The sequence below is a fragment of the Kastovskya adunca genome (assembly GCF_059505785.1).
In genome coordinates, this window is record NZ_JCACLG010000008.1 from 26,528 (window position 1) to 52,073 (window position 25,546).

The 25,546-nt window shown below is 47.8% G+C and carries 24 protein-coding genes and 1 riboswitch; of the genes, 9 read left to right on the forward strand and 15 right to left on the reverse strand.

The features are described from left to right. The first annotated feature begins 212 nt into the window (after positions 1-212). Complete coding sequence (locus AC5JR3_RS02000; protein ID WP_495842523.1) at positions 213-2,732, forward strand: HD family phosphohydrolase; 2,520 nt, start codon at positions 213-215, stop codon at positions 2,730-2,732. A gap of 172 nt (positions 2,733-2,904) precedes the next feature. Here AC5JR3_RS02000 and AC5JR3_RS02005 read toward each other — a convergent pair whose 3' ends face one another. The 4 genes from AC5JR3_RS02005 to AC5JR3_RS02020 are packed head-to-tail and all read right to left on the reverse strand — an operon-like array spanning position 2,905 to position 4,963. Next, the gene (locus AC5JR3_RS02005) at positions 2,905-3,753 is read right to left on the reverse strand and encodes a carbohydrate ABC transporter permease (protein WP_495842525.1); all 849 of its coding nucleotides are present in this window, start codon (positions 3,751-3,753) and stop codon (positions 2,905-2,907) included. A 29-nt stretch (positions 3,754-3,782) separates the two neighbouring features. Further along, positions 3,783-4,364, reverse strand: coding sequence for a 5-formyltetrahydrofolate cyclo-ligase (locus AC5JR3_RS02010; RefSeq protein ID WP_495842528.1), 582 nt, complete (start codon positions 4,362-4,364; stop codon positions 3,783-3,785). After that, entirely contained in the window at positions 4,365-4,733 is a 369-nt protein-coding gene (locus AC5JR3_RS02015) for a PIN domain-containing protein (RefSeq protein ID WP_495842530.1), read from the reverse strand. It lies immediately after the preceding gene. Next, positions 4,733-4,963: a ribbon-helix-helix protein, CopG family gene (locus AC5JR3_RS02020; protein ID WP_495842532.1), complete on the reverse strand. Its 231-nt coding sequence runs from the start codon at positions 4,961-4,963 to the stop codon at positions 4,733-4,735. The genes AC5JR3_RS02015 and AC5JR3_RS02020 overlap by 1 nt, the downstream gene beginning before the upstream one ends. A gap of 44 nt (positions 4,964-5,007) precedes the next feature. Between AC5JR3_RS02020 and AC5JR3_RS02025 the strand changes: the two genes are divergently transcribed. Next, positions 5,008-5,730 (forward strand): endonuclease/exonuclease/phosphatase family protein, encoded by a 723-nt coding sequence (locus AC5JR3_RS02025; protein ID WP_495842534.1) that lies wholly within the window; start codon positions 5,008-5,010, stop codon positions 5,728-5,730. Positions 5,731-5,778: 48 nt separating this feature from the next. Here AC5JR3_RS02025 and AC5JR3_RS02030 read toward each other — a convergent pair whose 3' ends face one another. The 7 genes from AC5JR3_RS02030 to galE form a co-directional block, all read right to left on the reverse strand. After that, complete coding sequence (locus AC5JR3_RS02030; RefSeq protein WP_495842536.1) at positions 5,779-6,723, reverse strand: GDP-L-fucose synthase family protein; 945 nt, start codon at positions 6,721-6,723, stop codon at positions 5,779-5,781. Positions 6,724-6,844: 121 nt separating this feature from the next. Continuing rightward, a complete protein-coding gene (gene gmd / locus AC5JR3_RS02035; RefSeq protein ID WP_495842538.1) occupies positions 6,845-7,924 on the reverse strand; it encodes a GDP-mannose 4,6-dehydratase in 1,080 nt (359 codons plus the stop codon). A 325-nt stretch (positions 7,925-8,249) separates the two neighbouring features. Next, positions 8,250-8,981, reverse strand: coding sequence for an undecaprenyl-phosphate galactose phosphotransferase family protein (locus AC5JR3_RS02040; protein ID WP_495842540.1), 732 nt, complete (start codon positions 8,979-8,981; stop codon positions 8,250-8,252). Positions 8,982-9,045: 64 nt separating this feature from the next. Next, on the reverse strand, positions 9,046-10,212 hold the full coding sequence (locus AC5JR3_RS02045; RefSeq protein WP_495842542.1) for a glycosyltransferase: 1,167 nt from the start codon (positions 10,210-10,212) through the stop codon (positions 9,046-9,048). Positions 10,213-10,326: 114 nt separating this feature from the next. After that, positions 10,327-10,767, reverse strand: a complete 441-nt coding sequence (locus AC5JR3_RS02050; protein ID WP_495842544.1) for a hypothetical protein — start codon at positions 10,765-10,767, stop codon at positions 10,327-10,329. A gap of 181 nt (positions 10,768-10,948) precedes the next feature. Continuing rightward, positions 10,949-11,320, reverse strand: a complete 372-nt coding sequence (locus AC5JR3_RS02055) for a hypothetical protein (protein ID WP_495842546.1) — start codon at positions 11,318-11,320, stop codon at positions 10,949-10,951. A gap of 15 nt (positions 11,321-11,335) precedes the next feature. Then, a complete protein-coding gene (gene galE, locus AC5JR3_RS02060) occupies positions 11,336-12,349 on the reverse strand; it encodes a UDP-glucose 4-epimerase GalE (protein ID WP_495842548.1) in 1,014 nt (337 codons plus the stop codon). Between the two features lie 88 nt (positions 12,350-12,437). Here galE and pap point away from each other — a divergent pair, with 88 nt between their 5' ends. Continuing rightward, the gene (gene pap / locus AC5JR3_RS02065; RefSeq protein ID WP_495842550.1) at positions 12,438-13,922 is read left to right on the forward strand and encodes a polyphosphate:AMP phosphotransferase; all 1,485 of its coding nucleotides are present in this window, start codon (positions 12,438-12,440) and stop codon (positions 13,920-13,922) included. A 67-nt stretch (positions 13,923-13,989) separates the two neighbouring features. Next, positions 13,990-15,009: a YdcF family protein gene (locus AC5JR3_RS02070; protein WP_495842552.1), complete on the forward strand. Its 1,020-nt coding sequence runs from the start codon at positions 13,990-13,992 to the stop codon at positions 15,007-15,009. A gap of 321 nt (positions 15,010-15,330) precedes the next feature. Here the strand turns inward: AC5JR3_RS02070 and AC5JR3_RS02075 are convergent, their stop codons facing one another. Beyond that, a complete protein-coding gene (locus tag AC5JR3_RS02075) occupies positions 15,331-16,074 on the reverse strand; it encodes an alternative oxidase (protein WP_495842554.1) in 744 nt (247 codons plus the stop codon). A 131-nt stretch (positions 16,075-16,205) separates the two neighbouring features. Further along, positions 16,206-16,358, reverse strand: a complete 153-nt coding sequence (locus AC5JR3_RS02080) for a hypothetical protein (RefSeq protein WP_495842556.1) — start codon at positions 16,356-16,358, stop codon at positions 16,206-16,208. Between the two features lie 29 nt (positions 16,359-16,387). Here AC5JR3_RS02080 and AC5JR3_RS02085 point away from each other — a divergent pair, with 29 nt between their 5' ends. The 4 genes from AC5JR3_RS02085 to AC5JR3_RS02100 all read left to right on the forward strand — a co-directional run bounded on the left by AC5JR3_RS02085 (position 16,388) and on the right by AC5JR3_RS02100 (position 21,883). Then, entirely contained in the window at positions 16,388-18,136 is a 1,749-nt protein-coding gene (locus AC5JR3_RS02085; protein ID WP_495842558.1) for an ABC transporter ATP-binding protein, read from the forward strand. A gap of 187 nt (positions 18,137-18,323) precedes the next feature. Next, positions 18,324-19,652 (forward strand): fasciclin domain-containing protein, encoded by a 1,329-nt coding sequence (locus AC5JR3_RS02090; RefSeq protein WP_495842560.1) that lies wholly within the window; start codon positions 18,324-18,326, stop codon positions 19,650-19,652. 158 nt (positions 19,653-19,810) lie between these two features. Continuing rightward, a riboswitch (cobalamin riboswitch) is annotated at positions 19,811-19,950 on the forward strand. Between the two features lie 447 nt (positions 19,951-20,397). After that, the gene (locus AC5JR3_RS02095; RefSeq protein ID WP_495842562.1) at positions 20,398-21,102 is read left to right on the forward strand and encodes a HupE/UreJ family protein; all 705 of its coding nucleotides are present in this window, start codon (positions 20,398-20,400) and stop codon (positions 21,100-21,102) included. A 202-nt stretch (positions 21,103-21,304) separates the two neighbouring features. Beyond that, positions 21,305-21,883, forward strand: a complete 579-nt coding sequence (locus tag AC5JR3_RS02100) for a Uma2 family endonuclease (RefSeq protein ID WP_495842564.1) — start codon at positions 21,305-21,307, stop codon at positions 21,881-21,883. Between the two features lie 10 nt (positions 21,884-21,893). Here the strand turns inward: AC5JR3_RS02100 and AC5JR3_RS02105 are convergent, their stop codons facing one another. Both AC5JR3_RS02105 and AC5JR3_RS02110 read right to left on the reverse strand, forming a co-directional pair. After that, positions 21,894-23,723, reverse strand: a complete 1,830-nt coding sequence (locus AC5JR3_RS02105; protein WP_495842566.1) for a vWA domain-containing protein — start codon at positions 23,721-23,723, stop codon at positions 21,894-21,896. Between the two features lie 291 nt (positions 23,724-24,014). Then, positions 24,015-24,689, reverse strand: coding sequence for a cation diffusion facilitator family transporter (locus AC5JR3_RS02110; RefSeq protein ID WP_495842568.1), 675 nt, complete (start codon positions 24,687-24,689; stop codon positions 24,015-24,017). Positions 24,690-24,930: 241 nt separating this feature from the next. Between AC5JR3_RS02110 and AC5JR3_RS02115 the strand changes: the two genes are divergently transcribed. After that, a complete protein-coding gene (locus tag AC5JR3_RS02115; RefSeq protein WP_495842570.1) occupies positions 24,931-25,491 on the forward strand; it encodes a GNAT family N-acetyltransferase in 561 nt (186 codons plus the stop codon). Positions 25,492-25,546: the final 55 nt, after the last annotated feature.

Below are 25,546 nucleotides of genomic sequence, written 5' to 3' on the forward strand. Positions count from 1 at the left end.
CAATTGTGTTTTTTTCGTAACTACTTCTAACTACTTAGTTAGGGGGATAGGCATTTTTCCCTCTGGTTTTGTAAGGTAGGAACAAGTGTATTCAAACGCTAGGCTCTATCAATAGAAATCTATAGACTCGATTGCAGTAAGACACCTATACCCAAACTAATTAACTTGGGTACTTCCACCGCTCCTGTCGCCTGAAATGGCAATTTTATGGTATGAAAACGCTTCACTCGTTGACGCAGCAGCTCGATCGTTTGCGGCGGACAACTCAGCCGATTCGCAGCCTATTGTCATTTGGGGAGGTTGAGGCATCAGTGGATACCAATACCTCAGAACTTCAGGCTCAAAAACGGGCAATTTTGTCCCAGCGTCAGCATTCTGCAACACGGCGGTCACAAAGAAGCGATCGCCAACGTTGCCCCTCCTCAATGATGTGGGTAGTTGCAGTTGTTTCCCTCACCAGCGTAGGGGGAAACCGCTTCTACAACCAGCCGGGACTAAATGTCAGTACCATCGCTCCCCAAACAATCCGCGCCCCTCAGGATGCCACAGTTGAGGACACTAAAACCACCGAAGAAAAACGCAAAGCAGCACGGACGGGTTTTGTCCCCGTCTTGATGATCGACCGAACTTATACCGATCAGATCTATCAAAATTTGCAACAATCCCTGGATGAAGCTGACCAAGTGCGGTCAGTAGCGGGTGCGTTTCCCTTTGTTGCTCCGGCTGTTTTGTCAACGTCTAGCCAACAATACTTACGGAGTAGCGAAGATTGGGAGTGGCAGGCGGTGATGAATGCCGTCAAGATTAGCCCAGACAAAGCCTCACCTTCACCAGACTTGTTAGTCCCCAACCAGACAAATTCAGAGACAGAAAGAAAATTAGATCTAGCATTTTTTCAAACGGTGACCGAGCTGAAAACCTACCGAGCGGCAAATTCAGCGATCGCATTTAATGACCTCATCAGCTTAATATCTCAATCCCGTCAGCGTTATGCCCAAGCGGTTAAGCAGCTTAAAGCACCAAGGGCAGAAAAAGCCAATAGCCGTTACGAAGTAACATTGCTGGAGCTATCCGATACAGATTGGGAACAGACACAAGATGGCATTCACCAAGCAGCGACGCGAATGCTTACCCAGGGAATTCCGCGAGGATTGCCCAAGTCAATTCTCAAAGAGGCGGTAAGGCTACAAGTCGGTATGGTGATTCCCACCGGAACCGAATCGCTAGCCACTCAGCTTTTAACCGAGGTTTTGCAACCCAATTTAGTTGAGGATAAGGAACAAACTAAACAACGGGCAGAACAAGCCGCCCAAGCTGTGCCACCACAATTGGTCACAATCAAGCAGGGAGAGGTGATTGTTGAATCGGGAAAAGCAATTAGTCAGGCAGATTTTGTGCTGCTCGATCATTTCGGCTTGAGTCGTCGGCAAACAAACTGGCTGGGTTTAGCCGGGTTTGGCTGTTTTGTGACAGGTGCCGTCGGCGTTTTTGTCTTGGTGGAACGGCGCTTTTCTATGGCACTGCGACGCCGTGACTATATTTTAATTTTGCTTTTGAGCCTGAGCACCCCCCTGATCGCCGCCTTTAATTTTCCTTACAGCAGCCTACCTGCTGTTGGTTTATTAATAGGCAGCTTTTACGGTTCACCTTTGGGGTTGACCGTCGTCGGGCTGCTAACCGTTGTCGCAGGTACAGGTCTAGAAGTTGCCTGGGAGTCTTTGCTCGCAGGTGCGGCTGGGGGGTTACTGGGTGCGTTCATGGCGGGAAAAACGCGATCGCGTGAAGAACTCGCCCTGTTAGGCGGTGCTGTCGGCTTAACCCAAGGTGCCGTTAACCTGATTGTCAACTTAATCCTGAGTTCGGCAGCAGGAATGATCTGGTATGCCGTGCTTCCTGAAGCGGCTATTTATGGATTATCGGGTTTGGCGTGGAGTATCGTGGCGCTGGGCATCTCGCCTTACCTAGAACGTTTCTTTGACTTAGTAACGCCGATTCGTCTGGCGGAGTTGGCAAACCCCAACCGCTCTCTTTTGAAGCGCCTCGCCACCGAAGCCCCTGGCACCTTTCAGCACACCCTCTTTGTCGCCACCCTAGCAGAAGCCGCCGCGCGAGAACTGCACTGCAATGTAGAACTGGTGCGAACAGGAACGCTTTACCACGACATCGGTAAAATGCACGACCCCTTGGGCTTCATTGAAAATCAGATGGGCGGCCCTAATAAGCATAATGAAATTAATGACCCCTGGAAGAGTGCAGAGATTATCAAAAAGCACGTTACTGAAGGACTGGTGATGGCGCGTAAATACCAGTTACCGAAAGCTGTACGGGACTTTATCCCCGAACATCAAGGAACACTACTAATTTCTTACTTCTATTACCAAGCTCAACAGCTAGTAGAAAAAGAAGGCGAAACTCAACCCGTGCGAGAGTCAGATTTTCGCTACGATGGCCCAATTCCCCAATCGCGAGAAACCGCAGTAGTGATGCTGGCAGATGCTTGCGAGGCAGCATTGCGATCGCTCAAAGATGCCACCCCGGAAACCGCCCTCGCCACAATTTTGAAAATCTTCAAAGCCCGCTGGCAAGATAACCAACTCGTAGACTCTGGGCTAACACGGGAAGATTTATCCCATATTGCCGAAGTCTTCGTCCGCGTCTGGCAACAATCCAATCACCAACGCATCCCCTATCCCAAAGCCGCTCTTAATCCTCAGCCGTTGGTTGGGAATTAGGGGTGATGAGGAGCGGGGGCGCAGGGGAGCGGGGGAGCGGGGGCGCAGGGGTGCAGGGGAGCAAGGGAGCAGGGCAGGGGATAACTACACCCACCCTTCATACTTCATACTTCACCCTTCATACTTCATCCTTCATCCTTTCTCCCCGACTCAGGACTCAGGACTCAAAGAACTACCCCTTCACTCCACTCCCTGCTTCTGTGGGGACAATATAACGCTGCATAAAGAGGAAGAAGAGCAGTACTGGGGCGATGGAGATGACTGAACCTGCTGCAATGAGACGCCAATCGAGAGAAAACGTCCCGGCTAACGTCGCTACGCCTAAGGGAAGGGTGTAATATTCCGGGCGATCTAAGACAATTAAGGGCCAAAGGAAGTCACTCCAGGAGCCGATAAAGACAAAGATAGCTAGGGTGACGAGAGCGGGGCGAATGGCAGGTAGCATCACATGCCACCACAAGCCTAGTTCTGAGCAGCCATCCATGCGTGCGGCTTCTTCAAGTTCCTTGGGGACACCTTGAAAGGCTTGTCGGAGGAGGAAAATACCAAAGGCGGAAGCGATCGCTGGAAAAATTACACCCAAATAGCTATTCCTCAAACCCAACTGCACCGTCAAGATGTACAGGGGAATCATCACGATCTGAAAGGGAATCATGATCGTGGTGACGATCAGCGTGAATATTGCGTCACGTCCCTGAAAATTCAACCGTGCTAAGGGGTAGGCGGCTAGAGAACAAAACAGCAAATTTAAGCTAACCGTTAGTACGGCAACAATGGTGCTATTGAACAGATAACGTCCGAAGGGATTCGTTTGCCAAACCCGGACAAAGTTCTGAACAGTGGGTTCTTGGGGGATGAGCTGGGGAGGAAACTGAAAGATGTTTTCTGTGGGCGACTTTAAGGATGTGCTGATTAGCCAAAGTAGAGGAAACAGCATCAAAAAGGCGATCGCTCCCAAAAACCCATACATAGCAATCGTCTTAAGTTTTGCGTTTCGACCCTTTGCTTTGCTTGAAGGCATGGCTTTGAGTGGTTTTTTCGAGGCAAGATTCATCGCTCAAGGGGATAAAAGTTTACATCTGTACAAACAGCCTGCAAGGGCTTGTCCCACCCATCAGTTGGTAATTCTTGGCAATAAGCAAACTCAAAAACAATGCCAATCGTCGGCTTTTTTGCCCATTCTGGAGAACTAAGCATTCGGTCGTAAAATCCGCCACCGTAACCTAAACGGTAGCCACGAGTGTCACAAGCAACAGCGGGAACCAAAATTAAATCTACCTGATCGGGCGTTAAGGTGGGGGAATCCGGATGCGGTTCGCCAATGCCATAAGACCCAAATTGTAGCGGTTCTCCGGGCTGCCAGCGGTGCCAAATGAGGGATTTATTAACGCAGCGAGGGAATCCCCAGCGGTATTTACTCTCGCTAAACAAGGGGCTGAGGTCGGGTTCTTGGCGAAAGCTGTGATAGGCGAGGATTGTTTGCGCTGGGTGGAATAGAGGGGAGGACTGGAGATGATCAATTAGGCGATCGCTCTTTTGCCGCCATTCCTCTCCAGAGAGAGCGCGGCGCTGCTTGAGTAGCGATCGCCGTAATTGGGCTTTGCTTAGTTGATCTTCAATGGCGTTCTGCATTTAGACGCGATAAGGAATCAGCACAAACTTATATTGCTCCGGCGGAAAATCCCGCAAGTTGCGAGTCACGAGCCTCAAATTATGGATCTCGGCTAAGGCGGCTTGGATGGCATCAGGCAGTTTCCACCCCTGTTCCCGACGCAATGCTGCTGCTAAATCAGCGACTTGCACATCAACCACCAAGGTCGGAAATCGATCCAAAAGCCGCGCCGCTAACTTGGCTTCTGGTGGCTCAAAACCCGTCATCACTTCCGCTCTAGTAATAACAGAAATAGCACTATCTGGTTGATTCTCCCTCAGATAGGCAGTCGCCGCCGGGACATTATTGAAGTGGTCAATCAGGATAACGGAATCTAGCAAGAGCCTCATTACCACTCAGAGCGTATTGACTGCTGGTAAGCCAAACCCTCTTCTTTTTTCCACAGTCCCTGAGTTTGTTCAAGCAGAGTATCAAAAGAAGGAGAGTTGCTTTCATCTTCTTGGCGCATCCGTCGAATGGCTTGACGGATTAAAGCTGCCATTGGCTTTTGAGTTTCTTTGGATTTCTGCTCCAGCCAACGCTTATCTTCCGGGTCAAGGCTAATTACGGTGCGGATCATTGAAGTTAGTAATGATATCATTTGTGCAAAATGATATCACTTTTATGTCCAATTCCCTCCGAATTGCCACTTGGAATCTCGCTCGACCCCGTACCAACGGATGGCAAAAAAATCCTGCTATTCTCCAGAAGCTTCGAGACATCAATGCCGATATCTGGGTGCTGACAGAAACCAATCACGCGATCGCACTGAAAAACACTCATCAAGGCGTTCCCTCCCAAGACTATCCCCCAGAAAGTTATTACCGTCCAGGAGAAAACTGCACAACAATTTGGTCTCGCTATCCCGTGAAGCAGCAGATACCAACAGCAGAGCCATTCACGGCTGTTTGTGCAGAAATCGAGTCTCCCCTAGGAAACCTGATAGTTTACGGCACCATTATCACTTGGGCAGCTGATGGAGTTAGGGAGAGAGAAGCCAAGATGTGGCAACGACACTACGAGTCTATCCACTGGCACGGAAAAAATTGGGCAACACTGAGAAATTCAGAGTTGCCCTTTTGTGTGGCGGGTGACTTCAACGAGTGTCTCCACAAACCTTTCCGGTATGGAACCCCAGAAGGACGAGCATTGCTGGAGCAACAATTGCAACGTAGCAACTTAGTTTGCGTGACTGCCAGCGATGAAATCGGCTACAACATTGACCATATTTGCCTGAGTGCAGACTGGTCAAAGCGCGTGAGTCAGGTGAAGCAGTGGCAAGGCTACTACAAAGAGGGAAGTAAACCCGTTAGTGACCACTTTGGTATCTACGTTGATTTGAGCTAAAGCTTAGAACCTATCGGAACTATCAAGACTGATCGCAAAATTCATCATCTAAGCGGCGTGCTGACGATACCATTCAATCGTATTCTTTAGCCCTTGCTTAAACTCCACCTCAGCCGTAAACCCAAACGCCTGCTTTGCCCGTTCTGTATCTAAACAACGACGAGGCTGACCATTAGGTTGATCCGTTTCCCAAACGATTTCGCCCTTAAAGCCCATCAATTCACAAATTAGCTCAACTAAATCGCGAATTGAGATTTCGTAGCCCGTACCTAAGTTGACAGGTTCTGGGTCATTGTAATGAGTTGTACCCATGACAATACCCCGTGCTGCATCGGTAGAGTAGAGAAACTCGCGGGTAGGGCTACCATCTCCCCACACCGGGAGTTCTTTATCTCCTCGTTGCTGCGCTTCATGAATCTTGTGAATCAAGGCAGGGATAACGTGAGAACTACTAGGATCAAAGTTATCTTCTGGCCCGTACAAGTTTACTGGAAGCAGGTAAATACCATCAAAGCCGTACTGTTGGCGATAGGCTTGCAGTTGCACCAATAGCGCTTTTTTAGCCACGCCGTAGGGAGCATTTGTTTCCTCTGGGTAGCCGTTCCAGAGGTCATCTTCTTTGAAGGGAACGGGAGTGAACTTGGGATAAGCACAAATTGTGCCGACACAGGTAAACTTTTCTACCCCTGCTTGGTACGCCGCATGAATGAGCTGCGTTCCCATCATCAAGTTGTCGTAGAACAGTTCTGCTGGTTTTTCGCGATTTAAACCAATACCGCCGACATGAGCCGCCAAGTGAATCACAATGTCTTGTTGATCGACGGCTTGTTTGCACTTTTCCAAGTCACGGAGGTCGTAGTCGCGCGATCGCGGTACAGTAATTTTTTCTGGATCTGCCCCAGCTTTACATAACTGCTCTACGACTTGACGCCCCAGAAAACCAGCACCACCAGTGACGAGAATTCGTTTGTTGCTCAAATCTAAGGTTGACATCTGTTGTTGTCTTTTGAAGGTAAGAGGTACGGGGCAAGAGGTAAGAGGAAGAAGCCAAATAGCCTCTCTTCCCTCTAACCTCTCACCTATTTTTGACGATCAACTACTTAATAGTGACGCATTAGTCAACCATACTGCCGACGCCTTGACGAATGTAGGCATTATCCTTCATTAGTTGTGCGCTCTCACCATTTGGTGCCTCTAACCCTAGCGCTCGCAAGTCTGCTTCTACCATCAGATACACTAATTCTTTAAAGGTAATAGAGGGTTCCCAACCGAGTTTCTGCTTGGCTTTGGTAGGATCGCCAATTAGTAAATCAACTTCAGCCGGACGTAGATAGCGCTCGTCAAATTCTACGTAGTCGTGCCAGTCTAAATTAACGCAACCGAAAGAAATATCTAGAAATTCCTCAATGGAATGAGTTTCGCCTGTTGCCACTACATAATCATCGGGCTGCTCTTGCTGCAACATCAGCCACATCGCCTTAACATAGTCTTTGGCGTAGCCCCAGTCCCGCTTAGAGTCGAGATTTCCTAGGAAAATTTTCTTTTGCTTTCCGGCAACAATACGAGCGATCGCGCGAGTAATTTTGCGCGTGACAAACGTTTCTCCTCGACGCGGGGATTCGTGGTTAAACAAAATTCCATTACAGGCAAACAGCCCGTAAGATTCGCGATAGTTGATCGTTTGCCAATGAGCATAAACCTTGGCGCAAGCATAGGGACTCCGGGGATAAAAAGGGGTTTCCTCCTTTTGGGGGATATCCTGTACCTTGCCAAACATTTCCGAAGAACCCGCTTGATAGAAACGGACTTCGATCCCGGTGCGCTGTTGATAGTCCCGAATTGCTTCCAAAAGTCGCAGCGTTCCCATGCCCACCGCGTCTACAGTGTACTCTGGAGAGTCAAAACTGACGCGAACATGGGATTGAGCACCCAAGTTGTAAATTTCTACCGGCTGGACTTCCTCCAAGATCCGACGTAGCGTTGTGCCATCCGTCAAGTCACCGTAATGGAGAAACAAACGCGCCGTTTCATTGTGAGGATCTACATATACATGGTCAATGCGATCGGTGTTAAAGGTAGAAGTCCGTCGGATAATACCGTGGACTTCATACCCTTTTTCAAGTAACAACTCGCTTAAATAGGAGCCGTCTTGACCTGTAATGCCAGTAATCAGGGCTCGCTTGCGTTGTGACATGCTCTATAATTCCTGTAACAAAATGGGCACTCTCGTGAGTGGTTGTTCGCCTTTGGCACCGACCTCCTAACCCTGAAAAGTCAAAAGGCGGCGAATCATTCCCTAAGCTAACTCAAAATTCGCTGCATGGCTCTAGGCAAAATTCAATATTCCTAAGGTATAGCCGCCTTTAAATTGGCAAGTTAAAGCAAGCTACCCTTTAGGCACGGAGGATTGAGTCGCATTTGCTGGTTGGGTAAGATGAAGGGATAGGGGAAAAAACTTGTCTCCTCTTTGGTTTTGTCCCCTTGTCTTTTTGGCAAACACTACGCTTGACCGCTTAGTGTTAGTAAGCGCCATTATTCCTCGGAATAACGATCACACCGATAGTTTTAATAATCAGCCACAAATCTAGCCAAAAGTTTTGGCAGTTGACATAGTAAACATCAATCTGGATACGGCGGCTGTAGGGAATATCATTGCGCCCAGAGACCTGCCATAAGCCAGTAATGCCGGGGCGAATCGTCAGTACCTTATGCATATAACGCCCGTATCTGGGTAATTCCTCAGGAACAAGGGGGCGAGGGCCCACGATACTCATATCTCCTTTTAAAACATTTAGAAATTGGGGAAATTCATCTAGACTCGTTACCCGGAGGAATTTCCCGATCGCTGTTATTCGCGGATCGTGCTTGAGTTTAAAATTATCCTCAAATTCCTGACGTAACTGGGGCGATTCTTCTATCATCTCCAGCAACACTTCATCGGCCTTATCCACCATTGTGCGGAATTTGATACAGCCGAAGTGCTTGTGATTCTTCCCAACACGCTCCTGAACATAAAAAATCGGGCCTGGTGAACTGATGGCAATCAACAACCCCAGGATGAGATACAGCGGAGCGCAAAGGATGAGAACCGATAAGGAAAACAAAATATCAAAAGTTCGTTTAGCGAAAGCACCGTCTAGACAAAAGAGAACTTTGTTTCTCTGTTTGCTTCTGGCTGCAAGGGGCTGGAAGCCTTTCTTGACATATGCCTGAAATATCTTGACGGAGATCAGTTGGCTCTGGGCAGTCATCTTACTCCTTGATTTCACACCACACAGTCACGATCATAAAGCCACAGGACGCTGGCGATAGCGTCTAGAGTTCCAAAAACTGAGATTGATTGTGAGAAAACCGCAACTGATGATGCTGATAACAGCGTTTTAGGAAACTCACGTAACGATTGCCAAAAACTTCCGGGGCAAAGGATTCGGCATGTAATCGACTCAATTGGGGGCTAAACTGCCGTTCGTGAGCCTCAAAACTTTCAACAGCCTCAATTAAAGATGTTTCCGTCTGGTGGTCAAAAAACAAACCTGTTCCTTTATCGGCATGTTGCCGAATATCACGAATGGTTTCTAATGCACCACCCGCTTTGTAGGCAATGACGGGTGTGCCACAAGCTTGTGCTTCCACTAAACCAATTCCAAAGTCTTCATAAGCCGCGTATACAAAGGCTTTGGCTTTTGCCAAATACTGCTCAACTACATGATCTGGCTGAAAACCTAGCACTTGTACGTTAGGTTGTGCAAGTTTACGAATCAATTTTAATTCCGGTCCGTCGCCAATTACTACAAGAGGGCGTCCTAGCTGATTAAATGCTTTGACAATAAGAGATACTTGCTTATAACTCACTAACCGGGAAACGGTGAGGTAAAAATCTTCTTTTTGGGTTTGTAAAGAAAAACGCTCTACATTCACCGGGGGATAGATCACTTCCGCAGGGCGTCGATAGCAACGCCAGATGCGACGAGCGGTGTGTTGGGAGTTGGCGATAAAGTAGTCTACTCGATTGGCAGAAATTACATCCCACTGACGCAAGCGGTGGAGGAGATCCCGTGTCAGGTAGCTAGGAAGACCGCGTCCTAGGCGGCTAGCGTTGAGGTAGTCGAAGGTTAAGTCCCAGGCGTAGCGCATGGGGCTATGACAATAGCAGATGTGGAGTTGTTGCGGTGTTGTCAGGACTCCCTTGGCAACGGCATGGGCAGAGGAAAGGATGACGTCGTACTCCCGCAGGTCTAGCTGTTCAATGGCTAGAGGTAGAAGCGGCAGATATTTTTGTACACCGTTTCGTGCTAAGGGAAAGTGTTGTAGGAAGGTAGTACCAATGGAGCGTTTGAAGAGGTAGCTTTGAGGATTGGTTGATTCAAAGTCGATTAGGGAATATAAATCGGCATCAACATTTTTGAGAATTTCTCGGACAACTAGTTCAGAACCGCCAGTGGCTTTGGGGGTTAACCACTCGTGGACAAGGGCATGTTTCAAGGATATTTACGCAGAACGCTGCATCACCGTTAAGAGCTTATCTCAAAGGTGATAGATTAGCGATCGCCTTCTCTTGGCTCAGTTTGTCTCAAATACTTGAAGCGCTATACCACCTTAACTTCCAGCGCAGTAAGTATTAATATCGGTAACTAACTGTTTTTCAGGAGTCGTAGCTTGTTGCAAATTGCTTAGGGCTTTTTCAGCAGCGGGACGGTCTTTTTTTTCAAAGGCTGCGATAAAGTTGCGAGTAGCTTTACTGGTATCGCGGTACATATTAATAAAACCTGCTTGATAGTCCTTAAGCTTGGCATCTGTTAGCTCAAGAGATTCCATTTCTTTAGAGGCTTGTTCCATCGAATCTGCTGCCTGGAGCATCGCCTTGGGGTCACTGGTTTGACCGCCATTGGTGACGGATTTTGTTTTTGTAACGGCTTGATTTGCCACCTCAATAATCCTGCTGCACTGAGCAGTTTTGCTCTCACTGCAACCTAAAATTAAAACGCTAAGGGCAGCCGCCGCAGGAAAAATGACGGCATTCCGACGAAGAAAGAACATTAAGACTCTCCTAACGAATATTCGCACTCTCGTTTTAGTAGCACATTTTTTGACGGTTTGTTTGTTGTTCCTCTAGTTCGGGATGCTTCACTGATTAGCGACGTTAGGAGCATCTTGAGGATTGGGGAAGATGTTGATCGCCAGCAAGTATTAGCACCATGAACCAAAGTGCCATTCGCAATTAATGATTATCCCCAGCTTCAATAGCAGCGGTAAAGCGTTGCAATGTTTCTGTAAGTAGAGACAGTTGCTCTAGAGAATGGTTTTGCGTTTCCGCCAGGGTTTGGACGGCATCACTCAACGCAAAGAGCTGATAACCCTGCTGTTGGACTTGATGTCCTTGGTGTTGTACTTGCACGGTTAGAGCATCGACTCGATCAGATAGACGCTCAATCGTCTCAGTTGTCGCAAGTACCGCTTCGCCAATTTGTTCAACAATTGATTCTAAGCGGCTGAGGCGGACTTCAGGGTGAGTTGTCCCCTTTTTGGGAGGGGTTGAGTTATTTGCGGTCTTTCCTGTTTGAGCGGGTCTATTCACCGTAGTCTCTTTCATCCAAACACAAAGTGATTAAACTGCATCACCCGATCTATGACGCTGTTGATGCCACTGCCAAGCATCAGCGATGATTTTCCTGAGGTCTGCGTATTGGGGACGCCAGTTAAGCAGAGTCTTAGCTTTATCACTGCTACCGACGAGAATAGGAGCATCTCCAGCACGGCGATCGCCTTCTACTACTTTAATCTCACAACCCGTCACTACCTTAGCGGTTTCAATGACTTCTCTGACTGAGAAGCCACTGCCGTTACCCAAGTTAAAGATTTCACTTGTCCCCCCTTCCAAAAGATACTCCAGACCTAACACATGAGCATCGGCTAAGTCACTGACATGAATGTAGTCACGGATACAGGTGCCGTCGGGAGTGTCGTAGTCGGTGCCGAGAATGGAAATGGACTCCCGAAGCCCTAAGGCTGCCCACAGAATCAGGGGAATCAAGTGAGTTTCGGGATTGTGGTCTTCACCCAGTAAGCCGTCAGGGTTAGCACCGGAGGCATTAAAGTAACGGAAGACAACGGAGTGCAAGTCGTAGGCATTAGCGAAATCGGCGAGGATACGCTCAACCATCCACTTGCTACTGGCGTAAGGGCTTAAGGGGTTTTGGGGATGCTCTTCTGTCATTGGCACTTGCTGCGGCATTCCGTAGATGGCGCAAGTGGAAGAAAAGACCAACTTCTTAACGTTTGCCGCTACCATGGCTTCGAGGAGCGTTAGCGTGCCAGTGACGTTGTTGCGATAGTATTTGGCGGGTTCTGCAACCGACTCGCCAACGGCAATGTAGGCGGCAAAGTGCATGACTGCCGCAATGTTGTGGGTACTAAAGAGCTTGTCTAGCAGAGGGCGATCGCTTGTGTCCCCAACTACCAGCTCTGCTTTTAAGACATCTTCAACGAGTTCCCGATGTCCATAGACCAAATTGTCTAGAACGACGATGCCGTATCCTGTCTTTTGTAGCGCTAGCACCGCATGAGAACCAATATATCCTGCACCACCCGTTACTAAAATTGTTGGTTTGACTTGCGACACCTGAATGCCTCCCCAGTTTTCGTCCTACCTAACTGTTGAAAGTCGTTACTTATTTTCAGTACAACACAACCTAAAACTCTTTAAGTCTATGCTAGAGACGCTAGATCTAGATCTTTCTCTCGATAAAAGTACCTACCATTCGCAAATTAAGGCGCTGATGCGTCAGTTGCGATCGCTTCAAAAAGCCTGTCGGGATCAAAAGCTGCCGATGGTGGTCGTTCTCGAAGGCTGGGCGGCAGCAGGGAAAGGCTCTTTGGTCAAAAAAATGGTGGGTTACATGGACCCACGCGGCTTTACCGTACATCCAATTTGGCCTCCCAGCGAACAAGAGCAGCAATACCCGTTTTTATGGCGATTTTGGCAAAAATTGCCTGCAAATGGCAGTATCGGCATTTTTTACCATAGCTGGTATACCCATGTCTTAGAAGACCGCCTGTTTGATCGAGTTTCGGCGGTGGAGGTGCCGATGGCGATTCGGCAGATCAACGCCTTTGAGCGGCAATTGGTGGATGATGGGGTAGTGATCGCCAAATTCTGGATTCACCTGGGTCAAAAAGAACTTAAAGATCGGTTAAAAAAATATGCCAAGGATGAATTAGACGCGTGGCGCGTGCGCCCAGAAGATTGGCAGCAAGCCAAACGCTATGACGAGTATGCCGCCTTTGCCGAAGAAATGTTGATTTACACCTCTACAGGTGTTGCTCCCTGGACACTTGTGGAAGGCAACGATAAACGCTGGGCGAGGGTGAAAGTTCTCACCCAACTCGTTGCCACCCTCACCGAGGCTCTGGATCGACATCAGTTGCAGATGCCTGCCCCTGTACTGCCTCCCCAAGAGCAACTCACCCCCACCGAACCCGACGCCTTGGCGCAAGTTGACCTCAGCCTCAGCCTCTCCTCCGATGAATACAAAAAGCAACTCCGTCAAGCTCAGGTCGAACTGCGTAAACTCCAACAGAAAATTTATCAACAGCAGGTGCCAGTGCTGGTGCTATTTGAAGGCTGGGATGCGGCGGGTAAGGGCGGAGCAATTAAACGCTTGACGGATGTTCTTGACCCTCGCAGTTATGTCGTTAACACCTTTGCCGCTCCTACAGACGAAGAAAAGGCTCACCACTATCTCTGGCGCTTCTGGCGACGCCTACCTAATACCGGAACGATTGGGATTTTTGACCGCTCTTGGTATGGACGGGTTTTAGTGGAACGAGTGGAAGGCTTGGCAACGGCGATCGAGTGGCGTCGCGCCTATCGGGAAATCAACGAGTTTGAAGCGCAGTTAACTAATGCTAGTTACGTGCTGGTCAAGTTCTGGTTGCACATTAGCCCAGATGAACAGCTCCAGCGTTTTAAGAGTCGCCAAGATGACCCCTTCAAGCAATACAAACTCACAGACGAAGATTGGCGCAATCGCGAACAATGGGGGTTGTATGAGGTGGCAGTCAATCAAGCGATTCAGCGGACTAATACCCCCACTGCTCCTTGGACGCTTGTTGCGGCTAATGACAAGTATTTTGCCCGTGTGCAAGTAATTCAGACGGTAACAGAGGCAATTAGCAAGCATTTACAAGGATAAAAAATAAACACAATCAGATCTTTTTAGATAAGATGCCTGTGTCCTGCTCTAGCCCTTAGCTCTAGAAATGTATTTACTTCTAACGCGGGTTCTGTTGTGGATAGTAGTTGTTGTCTTTATCTACTATGTGCTGCTGCAGCTCATCCCTAGGCAATATCTGGCGTTCTTGGGTGCTTTATTTTTGTTTGCCATCATCGTTCTGGCATTTCTTAATCCCAACGATACGATGGTGTCAACTTTCTGGGCAATTCTTTCTTTTCCCCTCAAACCTCTAGGAGCAGCCCTAACGCTCTTGTTAATCGGGGCAAGTAAGGTAAAGAACTCGGCTACCCTTTGGGCAGCTTTTTTTATTTTGCTGTTGTCTAGCCTGCCCATCCTCTCTTACTCTCTAGCACAACGCGCAGAACAAGAAGCGATTCAAGTTGAGCAACGACGTCGGGAGATTTGTGAGGGGGTTTGCCCTGAACCACTCCTTCCTACTGCTAGCCGAGCCGCCGCCGCTATTGTGGTCTTAGGACAAGGGACGACAGAAGCTAACCTGCCCTACCAGACGCAAATTCAACTAACAGATACAGGCGATCGCATTCTCTATGCCGCTCAGTTATATCGAGAGCAACTTGCCTTGGGACGACAACCCTTTGTTATTGTCAGTGCTGGCCCTCGACCTGACCTAGAGGGCAATAATACGAGCGAAGCTAGCGATATTGCCAGCATCCTCACCAACCTCGGTGTTCCCCGCAACCAAATTATCCTGGAGCCTAGAGGTGTAGATCTACGTACCAGTGCTGTTGCCGTTGAGAGAATTTTGAGGGAACGGGGACTGCGAAATGAATCAATGATCCTTGTCTCCTCTGGTATCAATACCCGTCGTGCCACCCTCACCTTTTCTAATCTCGGTTTACGAGTCATCCCTAGACCGACGGATTTTTATACCTTTCAGGAAGGTGCAACTCCCAGTCGTCGCCTGGAAGTCGAAAGTTTCCTCCCCAATGTTCAATCACTGGCGATAACGACGCAAGTTGTAGAAGAATTCCTGAGTTCGATTTACTACTTTCTCCGAGGCTGGTCGTCACCAGTGCTTTTGTAGCTCCGTGATCGGATTTTTCTAAATTTGTACTACAGATAGATAGCAATCTTAGATGAATGTCACTGACTTAAGAGAACAAGAGTTGTTCTTGAGAAAAACCCAGCTTGGGGGGCTTCCCCCCAATCCCCTCACTCTTGGGATGAGTGCCTCCCCCAGACCCCCTGCACAAGGTTTGATCGGTTGTGATGAATGTTTTTAAATTGGTGCTATTGAGTCCTAGGTGATTTATTGTCGTGAAGTCGGGGATATGAGGCGATCGCATCTCACCAATAGGATTGCTATAGGAAATATCTATGGCGGTTTCGAGGTGGATAGTGATACTCAGTTTATTTTTACGGGTTCTTGTTTTAGTGCTTCTTGGACTAATTGACCTGTAGCTTTTTCAATTGCCAATTTTGTTGATTCAGGCGAAGTCTTGTTTTCGATATCGTGGGGGCTTTTAAAGGTTGTTTGGGCGTCAATCTGCTGACAGGCAACCATGGTTTTAACGTGCTCTAGTTCGTCATCGCGAACGGCTAGATAAACATCATAAAGATTCTCGATTTTTGGGCGACGCTTTTGTTCAGGATGAGAGGTCTGAAACTCATCAAATAAATAAAGATCCCCATCTTGATAGTAATTAACAGCAACCACTGGCGCGGGTTGGGCTTTTAATTCATCTTCATGCTCCTTGAGAAACGTGTCATAAGTGTGATAGGCATGTTCTTCTATTTTCTGCATGAAGTGGTAAGCCGAGCGGGGCGAAATCATATATACAAAAACTAAAATCCAGTAATATATAAAGGCACCACTATGAGCTACAAAACGATCGATCCAGTATTTATTGCCTCCTAGTTCTTCGACGATCAGTAGGTGGTGTAACTCATTCCAGGATTCGGCGAAGTGTATCTTTAACCAATCAGATTTACGCCACCAGCCCATGCTTTCGTAGAGATGAAGTACGGAAGTGTAGGCGAAGTAAGGAACCCGTGCGACTGTTTCTAGAACATAAAATCGCGGATAAGTGCGATCGCGATAAAAGAAATTCAAAATAAACTCTAAAGTATTGACGAGAAAATTAATCATGTTTAGGCTTACTTTTAGTTTTACGGCTAATTTGTGACTTTATTACTTATCTTACTGAATCTAAACTTAGTAACTCTATCTAAAGGATGATTAAATATGGATGATTTTCTGAGACTTCGCTAAAGAAGTTTCTAAATCGGGTAGCTCTCATCGAAACAGGCAAGGTTGTTAAAAATTTGGTAACGTTTGAAGCCGGGGAGTGGATAGCCTGAAAAAGCAGCGTCATTAGGTGAGGTTGCCGGAGCGATCGCCTGACTGCCCAAAAATTCAGTGCCAGTCATCATCTAAAATCAAAAATTGTTAAATTGATTTTATGGCTAACTCGCGGCTGCAAAAATTAGGTGAATACCTGCGTCCTCACTGGAAACAGGCACTACTCGGTATTACGGCTCTATTTGTCGTCAATGCTTTGGGCGTCTACATCCCACTACTGATCAAAGACGCCATTGACGAACTACGTACAGCACTCAGCTTTGCTCAAATCTGGCGCTATATCATCCTGATTCTTGTTCTATCAAGTGTGATGTTGCTGATTCGGATGGCGTCACGGATTCAGCTATTTGGGGTGGGGCGTCAGGTAGAATTTGACTTGAAGCAAAAGATTTTTCAGCACCTGCTGACGTTAGAACCTGCTTATTTTTCTACCAGCAGTACGCCTGGAGATTTAATCAATCGAGCGACAAGTGATGTTGATAATATCCGCCGTCTTGTAGGGTTTGCGGTATTGAGTTTGGCAAATACGATCTTTGCTTATGGTTGGACTCTACCCTTCATGATGTCGCTCAGCCTGCGGCTAACGCTATTTGCGATCGCTGTTTATCCGTTCATGTTGATCGGCGTGCAACTCTTTAGTCAGAGACTGCGGAATGAACAGCAAGTTGTTCAGGAAGAACTCTCAAATGTGAGCGAACTGATTCAGGAAGATATGAGCGGTATCTCCCTGATCAAAATTTATGCTCAGGAAGAAAATGAACGCCGCGCTTTTCGTCGCCTGAACGAGCAACTTTTGTCTGCTAACCTCGATCTGGCAAAAACGCGGAATACATTATTTCCCATCATCGAAGCCCTAGCGTTTGTCAGTTTACTCGTGCTGCTGTGGCTAGGCCCAACAGAGATCGCCCAGGGAGAAATTAGTGTCGGTGGCTTTGTAGCACTGATTCTTTACTCTGAGCGTTTGGTTTTCCCCACCGCCATACTAGGCTTTACAATTACTGCCTATCAGCGGGGTGAAGTTAGTATTGACCGCGTCGAAGCAATTCTCAAGGTAAAGCCAAAGATTAAAGATGCCGTTGATGCTATTGAACTACCGAAACCTGTCGAAGGTCACATCAGGGCAAAAAATCTCAGCTATACCTTTCCCGGAGCAGAAATCCCTGCCCTAAAAGACGTTAGCTTTACTATTCATCCAGGGGAAACTGTTGCCATTGTCGGGGCTATTAGTTCTGGGAAATCAACCCTCGCTAATGCGTTACCACGCTTGTTGGATATTGCGACTGGAACAGTTTTTCTGGATGGAGAGGATATTACGAAGATACGCTTGCAAGACTTACGAGGAGCGATCGCCTATGTCCCTCAAGATAGCTTCCTCTTTAGTACTTCGCTGATGAACAACATCCGCTATGGTAGCCCTCTGAGCGATCGCTCAGAAGTTGAATATGCCGCCAAGCAAGCGCAAATTCACCCGGAAATTCTCAACTTCCCCCATCAGTACGACACCATTGTCGGGGAACGGGGAATTACCCTGTCTGGCGGTCAACGGCAACGCACAGCCCTCGCCAGAGCGCTGCTGATGGACGCCCCGATTCTGATTCTGGATGATGCCTTGTCTAGCGTTGATAATCAAACCGCAACGCAAATTCTTAACAACCTGTCTGAGGGTAAGCAACGCCGCACGGTGATTTTTATCTCTCACCAACTTTCGGCGGCTGCCACGGCTGACCGCATCTTAGTCATGGATGCTGGCACAATTGTTCAAATAGGCACCCACGCGGAACTCCTGACAAAGCAAGGTTTATACCGCTCCCTCTGGAGTCAGCATCAGTTAGAGGAAGTGTTGCGTTAGGGCGAATGGGGATGAGGTACCCCCAAAATCAGCCTTTAGACAGATTTACAAGTGTGGTGAGCTGAAAATATGACCTTATTGCTGATTAGATTGTTTTGCCTCCACCTTTTGGTAGAAGCTTCATCGTCGCAGACATGACTATGCTGACAATGAAGACTTGTAATATTTCTTAATAGGAGAATATGATATGCAAAAATTTTCTAAATCAGTCAAAAAGTTTGCTGTGCTTGCAGGAGTAGCTGGTGCAATTGTCGCATTACCAGCGATCGCTCAGAACATGCCAACGGTGGGAACTCAATCCCCGCTTCAGGCACAAGCTGAGCCGATGACTCCCTCAGGCTCTGAGTCTGCAATGATGGAAAATAGCATTGTAGCGATCGCTGACTCTAGCAATTCTTTTGATGTCTTATCCGGTTTATTGAAACTCACGGGTTTAGACGACGTTTTGGAAAATGGCACTTATACCGTTTTTGCACCAACTGATGCAGCGTTTGGGGCACTGCAAAGAGAAACCTTCCAAGCCTTACTCCAGCCAGAAAATCGGGAACTTCTCACTGAGATTCTGAAATATCACGTCATGTCTGGAGAGATGGTTTCCAGCGAACTTCAGTCAATGACAGCAGAAACTGTTGAAGGTAGCTCTGTCGATGTTCAGGTTGGCTCCTCTGGCGTCATGATTGGCAATGCGATGGTTACTCAAGCCGACATCCAAGGCAACAACGGTGTCATTCATGTCATTAACCAAGTCCTAGTGCCTGAGGAAATCGCTACTGCCCTCACTTCTACCCTAGGTGCTAATGCCCTCACTCCCCGCACCTTGTCTGACTTAGTAAGTTCCAGTAGTTCTAGAACCATGGGTACTACCTCAATGGGTAATACCTCAATGGGTATGAGTAGTGAATCAGCAATGGGTTCTGGCTCCACCATGAGAGGCGATCGCTCCACTATGGGTAATGCCTCAATGGGTAATACCTCAATGGGTATGAGTAATGAATCAGCCATGGGTTCTGGCTCCACCATGACAGGCGATCGCTCCACTATGGGTAATACCTCAATGGAGATGGGCACAGAATCGACAATGGAAGCTCGCTCCACCACCGCAAGCGACAGCGTCATTGGTGTTGCCGCGTCTAATGATTCCTTTAAAATCTTAACGGCAGCTCTGAGAGCATCAGGTTTAGATCAAGTCTTAGCGGCTGAAGGGCCTTACACTATCTTTGCCCCCACAGATGCAGCCTTTGCTGCTCTGCCTGCGGGTACAATTGAGCAACTGTTAAGACCAGAAAACCGCGATCTACTCGTCCAAGTTCTCTCTTACCACGTAGTTCCTGGTGAAATGAGTTCCACAATGCTGGAATCTGGAGCAACTGAAACCGTGCAAGGTAGCCCTGTAGAAGTGGTAGTCAGCGACACTGGCGTCATGGTAAATAATGCCCGTGTTGTTCAAGCCGATATTGAAGCCAGCAATGGTGTTATTCATGCCATTGACCAAGTCATCCTACCCCCCGACGCCTAACACAGCGATTTAAACAGAGAGAGAGACGATTAAGAAAGGAAGTCTTTTTCTTTAGGTAATTGAATTCCATAAATAGGGGTGCGCTATAGCGTGCCCCTCTTTTTATGAATGCCTAAGTTGGCGAGGCTGTTGAGGATAACGCCAGTTTAGTAAATGTGATACAGTACCCATGCATCGGTTCTGGTAGGGAGCAGCTACCAGAGATAACGGGGAAAGTTCGGTGAAAATCCGGCACTGTACCGCAACTGTAATGAGATGTTCTCTCAGTCAGAATGCCCGCCGATGAAGAAAGTCGATATTAAAAACATCTGCGAGGTACGGATGAGGACTGATTGGAAATTACAAAAATTAATTAGTGGTTATAGCCGTCGCTGTCTGTAGGAAGCAGTCAATCGCTGAGAATTAACGTCATACCAGCGCGGATTGAGCAGTTAACTCGACGAATTAGGTAAGAGGCTCATCAATCATCTAGTATCCTAGGCTACGAGTTGCTGGTTTTAGGAATACGGTACTGAACAAAATTTAGCTGAAAGGCTGATTGAGGTTTGATTACAGGTGAGAGTAGGTAGCGATCGCGACCGCAGCTCAGTCCCTCAACTGTGCATTTCTACATCGATATGTTTTGGAGATTGGGGAACAATCTTCAGGATCAAGCAAATCAACAACTTCGTATCTTTCCCACTATCAATTGCCAGTCCCCGAAACCAGTTTGTCAAATCTATTGTTGTGAATACAGAGGTGTTCCATGTCCCATGTCAAATCTGCAAAACTCGTACATTCTGTTTCTGCTCACCCTGGGCGATCGCCTTTTCTCAAGCATAGACAGGGACTTGGCTTGGGTATAGTCATTCTTGTAATTGCTGGGTTGTTGTGTGCGGCTCCAGAGGCGATCGCTCACCATCCCACAGGAGGACAGGTACCCGCCAACTTCATCACTGGCTTCCTATCAGGATTGGGACACCCGGTTGTAGGTCTGGATCATTTAGCGTTTGTCATTGCTAGCGGATTAGTCGCCATTGGACTGACGCAGGGACTATTGATTCCCACCGGGTTCATCGTGGCAACCCTCGCAGGAACGGGGATTCATCTGCTCAGTATTGACTTACCAAGCCCTGAAATTGTAATTTCCTTTTCTGTCGTCGCCTTCGGAGCTATTCTGGCAATCCCAACTAAACCCAACGGGTTAGTACTCACCGTGATAGCTGCCATTGCAGGCTTATTTCATGGTTTCGCCTATGGTGAGTCCATTATCGGTGCAGAAATGTCACCGCTGATTGCTTATCTGTTAGGTTTCTTCATCATGCAGTACGGTATTGCCCTCTTCGCTTTCGTAGGCGGCAAATGGGCGCTACAGAACTTTAGCGGCAAACCCTTTTCCCCAACCCAACTTGCAGGTTTGGCAATTAGCGCCATTGGCGTTGTTTTCCTAACTTCCGCCGTCATCAGCTAATAGCGACTGATAAATTCTGGAAACGGCTGTACCCAAATCCCTCTGAGGGTTTTGATTGGGTCATTTATGGGTAAAGCATGGTGCCGTTGACGAGGAGGGAGAAGAATTATTCTGACTTCTCCCCGATGATGGGGAGCGATCGCTTCATATCCCGCCGCGTCACTTGCGAGAAAATAAAGGTGTCGTTTCCTGCTGACTCAGTATGCTCCCGGTCACCACTAAGCGCTTTACAGTAACCGAGTATCATCGCCTGATTGAGCTAGGTTTCTTTGCTGAGGGCGATCGCGTGCAGCTGATTCGGGGAGAACTCGTGCAAATGGCGGCTAAAGGTACGCTGCATTCGGTTGGCAATACTAAGCTAATCCGGGAGTTGGATCGGTTAGTCGTCAATTGTGCTGTGGTACGGGGACAGGAGCCGATCGTTTTATCTGCCGACAGCGAGCCAGAACCCGATGCGGCGATCGCCCAAGGACAGCCAGATGATTACTTATCCCATCATCCTTATCCCCAGGATATTCTGCTGGTCGTTGAAGTTTCAGACTCCACCTTGGAGTATGACCGAACTGTCAAGCTATCTTTGTATGCAGAAAACCAAATTCAGGATTATTGGATGATGAATTTGGTTGCTAATCAACTGGAGCGCTACAGTCAGCCCTATCAAGATACTCAAGGGAAATTTGGCTATCGGATCAGGCAGATTGCCTTGCCAAATGAAACGGTTACACTTCCTGGCTTTCCTGACTTATCTCTCGATTTAAAGCGCGTATTTCCAGGAGCGTAAAAGCGATCGCTTATTGAATTAATCGGCGAATCTTTCCATAAGCAATATAAGAACCCCCATTCTTAGCTTCTTCCACTTCGTCCACAACATAGAGGATGTTTTCTTCTCGAATGTCGCGGGGAAAGCGCATGTTGTAGTTAGGATCGTAGCCATCTGAAACAACTCTCGCCCTCAGCTTCTTGCCTTCTTTAACACACTGAACGAGAACACCATCCCCCACCGTATCGACTGTTTCTAAATCGGCAGCAGACGTAGGTGCATTGAGCTTTTGTCGTTTTGAGCTTTTGGTAGAAGATGTATTCGCCGCGCGTTCCTCTCCTGGCTTTACTAAGCGGCGGATTGTACCGGAGGCGCGATAAAAGCTACTGTCAGCCGATAGCTTGATTTCATCAACGACATAAGTAACGCCCTCCTGGCGAAGGTTCCGGGGGAATTGCACATTGAAGTCGGGGTTATAGCCGTCAGAAATTACGCGAACTCGCAACTTACCTCCTTCACGGAAGCACTGTACCAGAATGCCTGTATCCGCGTGGGAAACCGCTTCTAAGCTGCTAGCTGAACCCGCCGCAACGCCTCGCAGTTTTAAATCGCCGCGATCGCGTTTTAGTGCCTGGTAAGACTGGTCGCGCATCTCCTTCCGCATACTACTATCAAACTGTTTGCTTTCTAGACGTTGGGCGTAGTGATCCAACTGCTCTATCTCTTCGGCAACTTCAAAAGACTCGTGCAATGCCTGCTGGAGAGCCTCAAGGGTTTGGCGAAGTTTTTGGGAGGCGGCGGTGTAATCTCCTTTGTCAGCCAGGGCGATCGCTTCTTCTTTGACTTTCGCAATCCTTAACTGGCTTGCCTGTTCGACGACAACGGCATCTGGCTGACTACTATTGGCGGCTTCCTCGGACGCAATGGTAATCACAATCGGGATTGCGTCGGTGAACTGTTGGATGCTGCCATCTACAACCGTCTGATATTTGTAGGAGACGGTAGCAATGTTGGTAACGCCAAGGTTAGTTAGCGATGGGAGGGAGAGTTCTACTACTAACTTTTTCGGCTCAACCTCATAAACGTCACCCAAGAAGATTTCTGGGTTGTTGCCAAGTGCCGTAGTGCGATAATTGTTGAGAATCTTGGCAATCTCTACAGATTCCTCTAGTTGCATCGTCACGGTAAGATTTTGGGCAACAACAGAGGTGAGGCTTTCTAGTTCGATGCGGAAGACATCAGAGGCATCATCAGGAGATTGGATGAAATAGAAGTTTCCCTCTGCCGCATTTGCCATGCCGATGAGCAAATCTTCGTTAAAGTAGCTGCCAAACCCTAAAGTTGTCGTAATGATTCCAGCTTCGGCTTTTTTCCTAGCGGTGTTGATGAGTATCTGGGAATCGGTAATGCCGACATTTGCCTGTCCGTCGGTTAATAGGAGAACGCGGTTGATTCGTTCAGTGGACTGTTGGGTTGCAACGCGATCGCATCCCATCAGCCAGCCACCGCTCAAGTTCGTACATCCGCCGGCTTTGATTTTGCCAATCACCTGACGAATGGCGGATTTATCCTGGACAAGCTGGTGCTGAAAAACCACTTCAGCGGTATCGTCATAAGTAACAATCGACAGATAATCTTCTGGTGTCAGATGCTCAACCAGCCTTTGGGCGGCGGCGATCGCTTGTTTGAGGGGTGCCCCAGCCATAGAGCCGGAGCGATCGATTACTAAGCTCAGATTGAGGGGACGCCGGGGAGCCTGGTTGCGGATTTCTGCTTCCCCCTGGAAACTAATTAGCAGATCTACGGTAGAGGGGTGATGGGCAGCAATGAGCGAGTGACTCAGGGAATAAGTTGCTTTCATATGCCTCTTCTTTACTAAATGCTTCGTGCAGATATCTGCCCGCAGGCTGAAGTTCTGGCTCAATTTTGTGCCAATCTACTCGATGTTTGACGCCAACCGCCGCAAATGTAACGAAGCTGTAGCGAGGAGTGACGTTATACCAGTCGCCCCATAGGTTAGGGCATTCCGGATTCTCTAAAAGCAAGTGCTGGTTGAATCTTCAACTCACCGACTCAGGACTTTGCTGTAGGATGCAGGCGAGGATTTATAGCGCTTTTTTCTGCCACGAAGCACCGCCAGAGCGATGTTTAATTAATCCTCAATTACTACCTGCTGTTCTCCCCACAAAGCATTGAGGCTTTGCATAACTAAGGGAACAGCCGTAATCAGAATCACGCCGGAGACTAATAAGCTAATAACGCCGTCCGCCCACATCCATTTCAGTGCCCAAATAGCGATCGCCGCCATCACAACGCCCACAGAACTAACAGCATCGGCAAAAACGTGCAGGAATGCGCCTTTGAGGTTGAGGTCGTGGTGGCTATCTTTGTGCAGGAGAAAAACATTAAAACTGTTGACTCCCAACCCAACACTCGCGGTGACTAGCATTGGCAAGCTGAGAATTTCGTCGGGGGGAGATTGCAGGCGCACCACGGCTTCCCAACCAATCCACAAGGCGATCGCTACAATTGAGATGCCGTTGATTAGAGCCGCTAATACTTCCAAACGGCGATCGCCTCTCAACAGGGGTTGGCGCGTCATCCATGTTGCTAACAGTGCTAACCCTAAACCAAAGCAATCTGAAAACAAATGACCGCTATCTGCCATCAGCGCCAAGCTGTGACTAAATCGACCAGCCATTAACTCCACCAGAGAAAAGCCAGCAATTAACGTCAGAGCGATGGTTAGTACTCTAGTTTTGTTGGAACCAACAGAGTCTTTATTCAGTGCGGCGTGATGGTTGCAGTGAGCGTGATGATCGTGCATTAGTAATGATTACGGTATTTTTGTTAGTTGTCCGGTTTTCTCTCAAAGCTCGTGCAATTTAGCATAAATCTACATTTTTCAGTGGTGGACAGTGCCTCACCTACAACTAACTGCATCTCAGGCGTTCCCCTAAGCACTTGATGTCAACGTTGCCCCTAGAAGTTCCCGGTGGCACTCACATCAGCCGGAGAACCGCGTCGATAGTACCCATGAAGGATTCCCAGGAGAGATTAATATTCAGATGCCTGACTTGTTACCTCTAATTACAAGCGATCGCCTTTATCTGCGGCTTGCCTTACCCGATGATGTTGCCGCTATCATCAACTACTACAGTGAAAATAAGACCTATCTCACCCCCTTTCATCCCCGTTGGTTTGACAGCTTCTTTACTGAAACATTTTGGCAAAAGCAAGTCAATCAAAACATTAAAGAATTCAGAAAAGATCGAGCTTTAAAGTTGTTTATTTTTCCACGATTAAATCCCGAAACTATTATTGGCAATGTTGATTTTGTTCGAGGATCAGCACAATTTTGCTTTTTAGGGTACAACTTAGCGGAAGTAGAACAAGGCAAAGGTTATATGACCGAAGCTCTACAATCTACAATTCCTTATATCTTTCAAAACTTAAATTTGCACCGAGTGATGGCAAACTATATGCCCCACAATCAGCGTAGTGGCAAGCTGCTAAAACGATTAGGATTCATTGAAGAAGGATACGCCAAAAATTATTTATTAGTTAATGGGAAAATGGAAGACCATATCCTCACAAGTTTGACCAATCCACATTGGAAAGTCATCTAAACCTCCAGAGCAAATACTACTTGGAAAGCTCTCCCCGGCTCGCCTTGAACAGCCA

Bases quoted from the DNA above. Each gene is read 5' to 3' on its own strand.
- AC5JR3_RS02000 (WP_495842523.1), top strand. From the start codon at position 213: ATGAAAACGCTTCACTCGTTGACGCAGCAGCTCGATCGTTTGCGGCGG.
- AC5JR3_RS02005 (WP_495842525.1), bottom strand. From the start codon at position 3,753: ATGCCTTCAAGCAAAGCAAAGGGTCGAAACGCAAAACTTAAGACGATT.
- AC5JR3_RS02010 (WP_495842528.1), bottom strand. From the start codon at position 4,364: ATGCAGAACGCCATTGAAGATCAACTAAGCAAAGCCCAATTACGGCGA.
- AC5JR3_RS02015 (WP_495842530.1), bottom strand. From the start codon at position 4,733: ATGAGGCTCTTGCTAGATTCCGTTATCCTGATTGACCACTTCAATAAT.
- AC5JR3_RS02020 (WP_495842532.1), bottom strand. From the start codon at position 4,963: ATGATCCGCACCGTAATTAGCCTTGACCCGGAAGATAAGCGTTGGCTG.
- AC5JR3_RS02025 (WP_495842534.1), top strand. From the start codon at position 5,008: ATGTCCAATTCCCTCCGAATTGCCACTTGGAATCTCGCTCGACCCCGT.
- AC5JR3_RS02030 (WP_495842536.1), bottom strand. From the start codon at position 6,723: ATGTCAACCTTAGATTTGAGCAACAAACGAATTCTCGTCACTGGTGGT.
- gmd (WP_495842538.1), bottom strand. From the start codon at position 7,924: ATGTCACAACGCAAGCGAGCCCTGATTACTGGCATTACAGGTCAAGAC.
- AC5JR3_RS02040 (WP_495842540.1), bottom strand. From the start codon at position 8,981: ATGACTGCCCAGAGCCAACTGATCTCCGTCAAGATATTTCAGGCATAT.
- AC5JR3_RS02050 (WP_495842544.1), bottom strand. From the start codon at position 10,767: ATGTTCTTTCTTCGTCGGAATGCCGTCATTTTTCCTGCGGCGGCTGCC.
- AC5JR3_RS02055 (WP_495842546.1), bottom strand. From the start codon at position 11,320: ATGAAAGAGACTACGGTGAATAGACCCGCTCAAACAGGAAAGACCGCA.
- pap (WP_495842550.1), top strand. From the start codon at position 12,438: ATGCTAGAGACGCTAGATCTAGATCTTTCTCTCGATAAAAGTACCTAC.
- AC5JR3_RS02070 (WP_495842552.1), top strand. From the start codon at position 13,990: ATGTATTTACTTCTAACGCGGGTTCTGTTGTGGATAGTAGTTGTTGTC.
- AC5JR3_RS02075 (WP_495842554.1), bottom strand. From the start codon at position 16,074: ATGATTAATTTTCTCGTCAATACTTTAGAGTTTATTTTGAATTTCTTT.
- AC5JR3_RS02080 (WP_495842556.1), bottom strand. From the start codon at position 16,358: ATGATGACTGGCACTGAATTTTTGGGCAGTCAGGCGATCGCTCCGGCA.
- AC5JR3_RS02085 (WP_495842558.1), top strand. From the start codon at position 16,388: ATGGCTAACTCGCGGCTGCAAAAATTAGGTGAATACCTGCGTCCTCAC.
- AC5JR3_RS02090 (WP_495842560.1), top strand. From the start codon at position 18,324: ATGCAAAAATTTTCTAAATCAGTCAAAAAGTTTGCTGTGCTTGCAGGA.
- AC5JR3_RS02095 (WP_495842562.1), top strand. From the start codon at position 20,398: ATGTCCCATGTCAAATCTGCAAAACTCGTACATTCTGTTTCTGCTCAC.
- AC5JR3_RS02100 (WP_495842564.1), top strand. From the start codon at position 21,305: ATGCTCCCGGTCACCACTAAGCGCTTTACAGTAACCGAGTATCATCGC.
- AC5JR3_RS02105 (WP_495842566.1), bottom strand. From the start codon at position 23,723: ATGAAAGCAACTTATTCCCTGAGTCACTCGCTCATTGCTGCCCATCAC.
- AC5JR3_RS02110 (WP_495842568.1), bottom strand. From the start codon at position 24,689: ATGCACGATCATCACGCTCACTGCAACCATCACGCCGCACTGAATAAA.
- AC5JR3_RS02115 (WP_495842570.1), top strand. From the start codon at position 24,931: ATGCCTGACTTGTTACCTCTAATTACAAGCGATCGCCTTTATCTGCGG.